This window comes from Sphingomonas sp. FUKUSWIS1 (assembly GCF_000733135.1).
GTDB lineage: Bacteria > Pseudomonadota > Alphaproteobacteria > Sphingomonadales > Sphingomonadaceae > Sphingomonas > Sphingomonas aerolata.
In genome coordinates this window covers 1-9664 of record NZ_JPJC01000171.1, presented here as the reverse complement: position 1 = coordinate 9664, position 9664 = coordinate 1, and the positions used below count along the sequence as shown (strand labels likewise).

Annotated in this window: 7 protein-coding genes and 1 pseudogene; 5 read left to right on the top strand and 3 right to left on the bottom strand. The window is 64.9% G+C overall.

Annotated elements, in window-relative coordinates; translation table 11 throughout:
• The 5 genes from sphsw_RS20450 to sphsw_RS10920 form a co-directional block, all read left to right on the top strand.
• Positions 1 to 734 (top strand): helix-hairpin-helix domain-containing protein (locus tag sphsw_RS20450; RefSeq protein WP_042467065.1); only part of this gene is annotated, 734 nt, incomplete at its 5' end.
• Positions 735 to 950: 216 nt separating this feature from the next.
• Complete coding sequence (locus sphsw_RS10935; RefSeq protein ID WP_031440650.1) at positions 951 to 4304, top strand: TonB-dependent receptor; 3354 nt, start codon at positions 951 to 953, stop codon at positions 4302 to 4304.
• Between the two features lie 161 nt (positions 4305 to 4465).
• Positions 4466 to 5608, top strand: coding sequence for a sensor histidine kinase (locus sphsw_RS10930; RefSeq protein WP_042467064.1), 1143 nt, complete (start codon positions 4466 to 4468; stop codon positions 5606 to 5608).
• Positions 5605 to 6402, top strand: a complete 798-nt coding sequence (locus tag sphsw_RS10925; RefSeq protein ID WP_031393111.1) for a LytR/AlgR family response regulator transcription factor — start codon at positions 5605 to 5607, stop codon at positions 6400 to 6402. The genes sphsw_RS10930 and sphsw_RS10925 overlap by 4 nt, the downstream gene beginning before the upstream one ends.
• A 171-nt stretch (positions 6403 to 6573) precedes the next feature.
• On the top strand, positions 6574 to 8442 hold the full coding sequence (locus sphsw_RS10920) for an ABC-F family ATP-binding cassette domain-containing protein (protein WP_031440648.1): 1869 nt from the start codon (positions 6574 to 6576) through the stop codon (positions 8440 to 8442).
• A gap of 122 nt (positions 8443 to 8564) precedes the next feature.
• Here sphsw_RS10920 and sphsw_RS10915 read toward each other — a convergent pair whose 3' ends face one another.
• The 3 genes and pseudogenes from sphsw_RS10915 to sphsw_RS10905 form a co-directional block, all read right to left on the bottom strand.
• Positions 8565 to 8843, bottom strand: coding sequence for a DUF3297 family protein (locus sphsw_RS10915; RefSeq protein ID WP_031393113.1), 279 nt, complete (start codon positions 8841 to 8843; stop codon positions 8565 to 8567).
• 89 nt (positions 8844 to 8932) lie between these two features.
• Positions 8933 to 9307 (bottom strand): hypothetical protein, encoded by a 375-nt coding sequence (locus sphsw_RS10910; protein ID WP_031393114.1) that lies wholly within the window; start codon positions 9305 to 9307, stop codon positions 8933 to 8935.
• Between the two features lie 155 nt (positions 9308 to 9462).
• A pseudogene (locus sphsw_RS10905) lies at positions 9463 to 9664 on the bottom strand (hypothetical protein); the annotation flags it as partial.

Sequence of the window (9664 nt, the reverse complement as noted above, 5' to 3'; positions counted from 1 at the left end):
GGCTCGGCCAGACCCTGGTCGAGGCGTTCTTTCGCGATGGCCTGATCGAGTCGCCCGCCGACATCTTCCGCCTCACCGAGGAACAGCTGGTCGCGCGCAAGAAGGATGGCCGCGTCTGGGCGGCCAAGCTGATCGCCGCGATCGATGCGCGCCGCCAGATCGCGCTCGACCGGTTCCTCTTCTCGCTCGGCATCCGCCATGTCGGCGAGATCACCGCGCGCGACCTCGCCCGCCGCTATCGCTCGGCCAAGGCGCTCGGCAGCATGCTGCGCCGCGCGGTGTTCCTGTACCACAGCATCGCGCCGGTGATCGGCGAGCCCGAGCGCAAATATGTCCTGCGCCGCGACAAGCTGCTGGTCGGTGTGATCGAGACGGCGGGGGTCGGCCCCGAGGTCGCCAACGCGCTCATCGGCTTCTGCGCCGAACCGCACAACCGCGCGGTCGTGTTCGATCTGCTGCGCGAGGTGACCCCGCTCGACGTCGTACACGAGACGCGCGATTCGGACGTCACCGGCCAGACCCTGGTCTTCACCGGCAGCCTCGAAACACTCAGCCGCGATGAGGCCAAGGCGCAGGCCGAGCTGCTCGGCGCGCGCGTCGCGGCGTCGGTTTCGGCCAAGACCGACCTCGTCATCGCCGGCCCCGGCGCGGGGTCGAAGCTGAAGAAAGCGACCGACCTGGGGATTCGCGTGATCACCGAGGCGGAATGGGCGGCGATCGTCGCGGCGAGCTGAACGCGCAACGCCTCACGCACTTGATCGAGATTGGTTCCGTCGTGGACCAATCGATGCCGGGCCGTGGCTTTTTTGCAACGCAATATGACGGAGTGCGTCCGGCGCAACACGCGACTCGCCAATGTCATGGAACCGAAATATTTGGAGCGCAGGGGCGCGGCTGACCGAACGATCAAGTCGCGGATCTCGAGCATAAGCTCAAAGGGGACATTTCAAATGCGTAACAACCTTTTCCTGGGTGCGGCGGCGATTGCGCTGATCGCGCCGATGGCCGCGTCCGCGCAGGAGACGACCTCCTCGATCCGCGGCACTGTTACAGCCAATGGCGCGCCCGTAGCCGGCGCGACGGTGGTGATCCTGAACGTGCCGTCGGGTTCGCGCTCGACGCAGACGACCGACGCCTCGGGCAGCTTCAATGCCGGCGGCCTGCGCGTGGGTGGTCCGTTCACCGTCACGGTCACCGCGGCGGGCTATCCCGAAACGTCGATTACCGACATCCAGACCACCGTCGCGCAGACCTATGAACTGCCGATCGAGCTGGCCGCCGCCGAATCTGGTGGTGCGGACATCGTCATCACCGCGTCGTCGCTGCCCCGCGCGCGCAACGTCAGCCAGGGCCCGGCAACGGTCCTGAACGCCGAGCAGATCGGCTCGGTCGCATCCGTGAACCGCGACGTCCGCGACCTGATGCGCCGCGATCCGTTCGCGCGTCTCGACGACACCCCCTCGGGCGGTCGTGCCGTTTCGTTCGCCGGCCAGAATGCGCGCTTCAACCGCTTCTCGGTCGACGGCGTGCCGGTCACCGACAATTTCGGCCTCAACCCCGACGGCCTGCCGACCCGCCGCGCGCCTATCCCGTTCGATTCGATCGGCCAGTTCCAGACCAAGGTCGCGCCCTATGACGTCCGCGAAGGCAACTTCCAGGGCGGCGCGATCAACGCAATCCTGAAGTCGGGCACCAACGAATTCCACGGCACGGGCTTCTATGCCTATTCGGACGACAGCCTGACCGGCAACCGCACGAAGGCAGGCCCCGGCGTTCCCACCGGCCGCGTCAACATTCCCGACTTCAAGTACGAGAATTTCGGCGCGGAGCTGTCCGGGCCGATCATCAAGGACAAGCTGTTCTTCATGATCGCGGGCGAGCGCATCCGTGCGAACACCCCGATCGTCGAGGGTACCGCCGGCACCAACGCCGGTACGGTCGTCCCCAACATCACCGACGCACAGGTCGGCCTGATCCAACAGATCGCGGACTCGCGCTACGGCTATGACACCGGCGGCGTGCTGCAGGATTCGAACGATCGCGACGATCGCCTCGTCGCCCGTATCGACGCCAACCTGTCGGATACGCAGCGCGCGTCGCTGACCTATCTCTACACGAAGGATTCGATCCAGCTCGGTCAGAACACCTTCGTCACGGGCACGCCCGGGCTTGGCCTCGAGTCGAACGGCTATATCTCGTCGAACCGCCTCCACACCGGCGTCGCGCAGCTGAACAGCGACTGGAGCGAGGAATTCTCGACCGAAATCCGCGGTTTCTACAAGGACTATAAGCGCGGTCAGGACCCGATTCTCGGCCGTGGCTTCGCCCAGATGCAGGTCTGCACCGCGCCGACCTCGGATCGCAGCACCGGCACCGCCACCAACAACGACCTGTCCAACACCTGCCAGTCGGGCTTTGGCAACGTCTCGTTCGGACCGGACATCTCGCGCCAGTCGAACGAACTGACCAGCCGCAGCTTCGGTGGCCTGGTGCAGGGGCGCCTGACGCGGGACAATCATGACGTCCGCGTGTTCGGTGAGTTCACCGATTCGAAGATCAACAACCTGTTCGTCCAGCGGACGGCGGGCGATTACTACTTCGACTCGATCGCCGATTTCCAGGCCGGCAATGCGCAGCGTTTCCGCTATGGCAATGCCGTTCCGTCGCTCGACCCGGTCAACGGTGCTGCGCGCTTCCGCTACCAGTCCTACAGCTTCGGTGTTCAGGACACGTGGCGCGTGAGCGACCTGTTCACGCTGTCCTACGGCGCACGCTACGACACGTTCGGCGGCCATAGCCGTCCCGAGCTGAACTCGGCATTCCTGTCGCGCTACAACTTCCCGAACACCGCCTATATCTCGGGCCGCGGCGTGTTCCAGCCACGCATCGGGTTCGACTTCAAGCCGGTGTCGGCGGTGTCGCTGCGCGGCGGTATCGGCATCTTCTCGGGCGGCGCGCCCGACGTCTATGTCTCGAACAGCTTCTCGAACACGGGCTTCCTGACCAACGCGATCGACGTCCGCCAGAACAACAACAACAGCTACACGATCGCCGGGCTGTCCGCGGCGGACGCGCAGACCAACGGCGGCGCGATCCTGACCAACGTGAACGGCACGGCGGTCCCGGCGGCGGCCAATGGCGTGCTCACCAACGCGACGGTCAACACGCTTTCGCCGACCAACGCGCTCGATCCGAACTTCAAGGTGCCGTCGCAGTGGCGTGGCACGCTGTCGGCCGACTATGATCCCAACTGGGGTGGCACGTTCGGCGATGGCTGGCACTTCGGCGCCGACTTCCTGTGGTCCGACGTCCGCAACCAGGTGTTCTTCACCGATCTGCGCGTCGCGCCGACGGCATTGCGGACGCCAGATGGCCGCGTACGCTATGCCTCGCGGACCACGTTCGCCGACACCAATTCGGACCTGTATCTGACGAACACCACGCGTGGCCGCAGCTACATCGGCGTCGCGCGCGTCAGCAAGGACTTCGATTTCGGCCTCAACCTGGGCGTCAGCTACACCTATCAGGACATCAAGGATCAGGCGCCGGCAACGTCGTCGACCGCGTCGTCCAACTACGGCAACGGCGCGTTCCTCGATGCCAACGGCGCCGCCTATGGCATCTCGAACGACCAGGTGAAGCACAACATCAAGTATAACGTCAGCTTCAACCACGCGTTCTTCGGCGACTACAAGACCAACTTCACGCTGTTCGGCGAGACGCGTATCGGTCGCCCGTACAGCTACACGATGCAGGATCTGTCCTCGAACCGGTCGCCGGTGTTCGGCACGATCGGCAGCGCATCGCGCTACCTCCTCTACGTGCCGACCTCGACCACCGATGCGCTGGTGTCGTATGACAGCGTGGCAACGCGGGACACGTTCGAGGCGCTGATCAACTCGACTGACCTGAAGAAGTATCGTGGCAAGATCACGCCGCGCAACGGCTTCAACTCGAAGTGGTTCACGCGTTTCGACCTTCATCTGTCGCAGGAAATCCCGACCTTCGTCGGCGCCAGCCGCGTCCAGCTGTTCGCGGATATCGAGAACGTCACCAACTTCCTGAACAAGAACTGGGGCCAGATCCGCGAATACCAGTTCCCGTACACGATCCCGGCGGTTCGCGTTCAGTGCCTCCAGACGGCGGTCGCGACCGGCACGGCGCCGGGCGCAGCGGTCACGGCGAATTCGAGCCAGGCCTGCGCACAATATCGGTACAGCGCGCCCGCATCGGCGCCGAGCGACACGATCTATTCGCGTCAGTCGCTCTACTCGATCCGCGTCGGCGCACGGTTCAGCTTCTGAGCCCTATCGCCTCGACGTGACGACCGGGCCGCCGTTTCCAGATGGGAAACGGCGGCCCTTTCGCGTCTGGTCACCGGCCCTTCGCCGCTGGCACGAAAATCTCCTGAAGCCGCAACCACTTTTGCGCCCGCCGCCGCCCGCGTGTAAGACCGCAGCCAACCATGGCCAGCTCTCCCGCCCCGTCTTCCACCCAGCCCCCCGGCACGCCCCCCCACCTGCCCTTTTCCGCGCGGCCGTTCTTCGAGAACAAGGCGCGCGCGTTCTGGACGCTGCAGGCGGTGGGCTGGAGCGGCTATCTGATGCTGCGCGGCGTGTCGTCGGTGTCGAACGGCCTCACGCTCACCTCGATCATCCCGGTCATCATCGAGGCGATCGTCGGCTATTGCATCACGCTGCTGCTCTCGACGCTCTATGGCTATTACCGCCGGATCCCGCGCGTGATCGGGCTGTTCCTGACGATCGCGACGCTGGCGGCGGCGACGTTTCTCTATGCGGTGCTCGACGCCTTTTCCTTCTCGTTCATCCAGACCGCGACGCCGGGAATCACGATCACCCGCATGCTCGGCTTCGTGTTCCTCAACTTCGTCACGCTGGCAGGCTGGTCGGCGCTGTATTTCGGGATCAACTTCTACCTGATCGTCGAGGAGCAGATCGATCAGATGCAGCATCTGGAGAATCAGGCCTCCTCGGCGCAGCTCGCGATGCTGCGCTATCAGCTGAACCCGCATTTCCTGTTCAACACGCTGAACTCGATCTCGACGCTCGTGCTGCTCAAACAGACCGAGCGCGCGAACGCGATGCTGTCGCGGTTGTCGTCGTTCCTGCGCTACACGCTGGCCAATGAGCCGACCGCGCACGTCACCGTCGCGCAGGAGATGGAGACGCTGAAGCTGTATCTCGAGATCGAGAAGATGCGGTTCGAGGACCGGATGCGGCCCAAATTCGACATCGACCCCCGCGCCGAACGCGCCCGCCTGCCCTCGCTTCTGCTGCAACCGCTGGTCGAGAATGCGATCAAATATGCGGTCACGCCGCAGGAGGAAGGTGCCGAAATCTGCGTCACGGTGCGGCTGGCCGGGGAACGGGTGCAGATCGCCGTATCCGATACCGGACCGGGCTTGATCGATGGCCGGATCAGTCCAAGCCTTTCAACAGGCGTCGGGCTCGCTAATATTAGAGACAGGTTGGCGCAGGCATATGGCCCCGACCATCGTTTTGAAACCCGCTCCACGCCCGCTGGCGGCTTCTCGGTCGAGATCGAGATTCCCTACCAGCTTGAAGACGTGAACAGAGAGGCCGCATGACCATCCGTACCATTCTCGTCGACGACGAGCCGCTGGCGATCCAGGGGCTCGAACTCCGCCTCCAGGCGCATGAAGACGTCGAGATCATCGAAAAATGCTCGAACGGCCGCGAGGCGATTCGCGCGATCAAGACGCACAAGCCCGATCTCGTCTTCCTCGATATCCAGATGCCCGGCTTTGACGGCTTCTCCGTCGTCCAGGGGCTGATGGAGGTCGAACCACCGCTGTTCGTCTTCGTCACCGCCTATTCGGACCACGCGCTGCGCGCGTTCGAGGCGCAGGCGGTCGATTACCTGATGAAGCCGGTCGAGGAGTCGCGGCTCGCCGATACGATCGAACGCGTCCGCCAGCGCCTGTCGGAAAAGCGCGGCGTCGAGGAGGTCGACCGTCTGCGCGAAGTGCTCGCCGACGTCGCCCCCGATGCCGCCGCCGACATGCCCGATGGCGATGCCGTGTCCGCCAACCGCTTCGAAAAGCTCATCAACATCAAGGATCGCGGCCAGATCTTCCGCGTCGACGTCGACACAATCGAGCGGATCGACGCGGCCGGCGACTATATGTGCATCTACACCGGCGACAACACGCTGATCCTGCGCGAGACGATGAAGGATCTGGAGAAGCGCCTCGACCCGCGCAGGTTCCAGCGCGTGCATCGCTCGACGATCGTCAATCTCGACCTCGTCAAGCAGGTGAAGCCGCATACCAATGGCGAATGCTTCCTGGTGCTCAATTCGGGTGCCAGCGTGAAGGTGTCGCGCTCCTATCGCGACGTCGTGGCGCGCTTCGTTCACTAGTACGCGGCGGGTCGTCTCCCGCCGTTCCATACTCCCCGCCGTCATCCTGACGAAAGTCAGGATGACGGGAGGTGGAGGCGCCGTGCCGCAATCGACGACGCGCCGCGATCGGCGCTGCCCCCTCGCCCGCCCCCTCGCAAAACCATGCTGCATCTGCTAACGCCCGCGGCCATGCTGAACCTGAACAATATCACGGTGCGCCTCGGCGGACGCGTTATCCTCGACGGCGCCAGTGCGGCGCTGCCGCCGGGCAGCCGCGTCGGGCTGATCGGCCGCAACGGTGCGGGCAAGTCGACGATGGTGCGCGTGATCGCAGGGCAGCTGGAGCCCGATGACGGCTCCGCGGACATGCCAAAGGGCGCTCGCATCGGCTATCTCGCGCAGGAAGCCCCGCACGGGGTGAAGACCCCGTTCGAGACCGTGCTCGAGGCCGATCTCGAACGCGCCGCGCTGATGATCGAGAGCGAGACGAGCGAGGATCCCGACCGGCTCGGTGACGTATACGAGCGGCTGATCGCGATCGACGCCTATACCGCGCCCGCGCGTGCGGCGCAGATCCTGCTCGGCCTCGGCTTTGACGAGGAGATGCAGGCCCGCACGCTCGACAGCTTCTCGGGCGGCTGGAAGATGCGCGTCGCACTCGCCGCGCTGCTGTTCTCGCAGCCCGACCTGCTGCTGCTCGACGAGCCGTCGAACCATCTCGATCTCGAAGCGGTGATGTGGCTCGAGGACTTCCTCAAAAGCTACAAGGCGACGATCGTCGTCGTCAGCCACGAACGCGATTTCCTCAACAACGTCGTCGATCACATCCTGCATCTGCAGGGTGGCAAGATCACGCTCTATCCCGGTGGCTATGACGCGTTCGAGCGTCAGCGCGCCGAGCGGCTTGCACAGATCGAGGCGGCGCGCGCCAACCAGGCGGTGCAGCGCGAGAAGCTGCAGGAGTATATCGCGAAGAACAGCGCGCGCGCCTCGACCGCCAAGCAGGCCCAGTCGCGCCAGAAGATGCTGGCAAAGATGCAGCCGATCGCCGAGAGCTACAATGATCCGACGCTCTCGTTCGGCTTCCCCAACCCCACCGAGCTCCGCCCGCCGCTGATCACGCTCGACATGGCGACCGTGGGTTATGCGGACGTGCCGATCCTGAAGCGGCTCAACATGCGGCTCGATCCCGACGACCGGGTCGCGCTGCTCGGGCGCAACGGCAACGGCAAGACCACGCTCGCGCGGCTGCTCGCGGCGCAGCTGACGCCGATGGACGGCGACATGGCGTCGTCGAACAAGATGAAGGTCGGCTATTTCACCCAGTATCAGGTCGAGGAACTCGATCCGCACGATACGCCGATCGAGCATATGGCGCATCTGATGAAGGGCGCGACGCCCGCCGCGGTGCGCGGCCAGCTCGGCCGGTTCGGTTTCTCCGGCGACAAGGCGACGACCAAGGTCGGCAAGCTGTCGGGTGGCGAACGCGCCCGGCTCGCGCTCGCGCTCATCACGCGCGACGCGCCGCATTTGCTCATCCTCGACGAGCCGACCAACCATCTCGACGTCGACGCGCGCGAGGCGCTGGTGCAGGCGCTCAACGCCTATACCGGCGCCGTCGTGCTGGTCAGCCATGACCGTCACATGCTCGAGCTGACCGCCGACCGGCTCGTGCTGGTCGATGGCGGCACGGCGAAGGAATTCGACGGCAGCCTCGACGATTACATCGCGTTCGTCCTGAAGGGCGATGCGGGCAAGGGCGATGCTGCGTCGAAGGCCGACAAGAAGGCGGGCAAGAAAGCCGCGGCGGAGGCCAAGAGCAACGACGCGGCGCTGCGCAAGACGCTGCGCGAGGTCGAGGAGCAGACCGCGAAGTTCACCAAGGAACGCAACGCGATCGACCGCGCGATGGTCGACCCGGCCAACGCCGAGCCGCGCTTCTCGCGCATGTCGATGGGTGATCTCAGCAAGCGCCGCGCAGAGGTGAATGCGAAGCTCGAGGCGAGCGAAGCCAAGTGGCTCGAGGCGAGCGAGGCTCTGGAGGGCGTGGCGGCTTAAGCCACGCCCCTTCCCCGTCATCCTGACGAAAGTCACGATCCAGAGTCACGCAGGGTGGCGCCTGTGACTCTGGATCCTGGGTCAAGCCCAGGATGACGGGGTAGGTTTCGTGAACGAGAGGCTCAGCCCTCGTCGGCGTCGTCCGTAGCCCCGTCCGAAGCCGCAGGCCGCTCGAACCACGCCTCGACTGGCCCCGACAGTTTCAGCGTCAGCGGGTTGCCGTTGCGATCGACCTTCTTGCCGAGCGCGACGCGGATCCAGCCTTCGGAGATGCAATATTCCTCGACGTCGTGGCGCACGCCATCCTTGAAGCGGATGCCGATCCCGCGCTCCAGCAGCTCCTGCTGGAAGAACGGGCTGCGATGGTTGGTCGAAAGGCGATCTGGGGGGGTGTCGGTCATCGCGCGCGCTTAGCCGCAAGCGGGCGGGTGGCGCCACAAAAAAACGGCGCCGGGATTGCTCCCGACGCCGCGTTTTCCGTCAGACCAGATCAGCTGCAGACCTGCACCTGGACCTGATCGCCATAATAGGGATCGACCCGCCACTCGCTCCAGCACCGCGGGCGATAATCCTGGCGGTAATAGGTTCGTACCGGCGGACCATCGTAATAGCCGCCATTATAATAGCCGCGGTCGACATAGCGGTCGCGGTTGCTGCTCGCGATCGCCGCACCGACACCGAGCCCAAGGATACCGCCCAGCACCGCCGCACCCGCGACATTGCCGCCGCCGCGATGGTGATACCCACCCCAGCCGCCGCCGCGATAGCCGCGACCCCAACGCTGCGCATCGGCTGGCGCTGCCGCGGTCAACGCGGTCGCCGCAAGTGCGATGCCGAGACCTGCCTTTTTCATCAATCCGTTCATCGAGAACCTCCTCTACGTCCGGTCCGCATGAAGCAAACGCATGAACCGCGACCGTGGTCCCGCTCTATCCGAGTCGGGCTGAACCGAAGCGGAATGTGCTGTTAAGCTGAGGTTTAACGGCATGGAGAGCATCTCCGCCCCGCCCTCACGGCGTGCTAGGTCTCGTCGCGATATTTCATCTCGAGGAACCGACCGCGCGTCGCCAGCGTGTCGAGATCGTCCTGCGCGAGCCTTTGCGTCATCTCGCCAATCTCCTGCTCGATCAGCGACAGCCCCGCGACGAGTTCGGCATCGGGCGTGCGGCCATTGCGCGGCGTCGTGCGCAGCGCCTGGGGCACGCGTTCGTAATCCTTGACG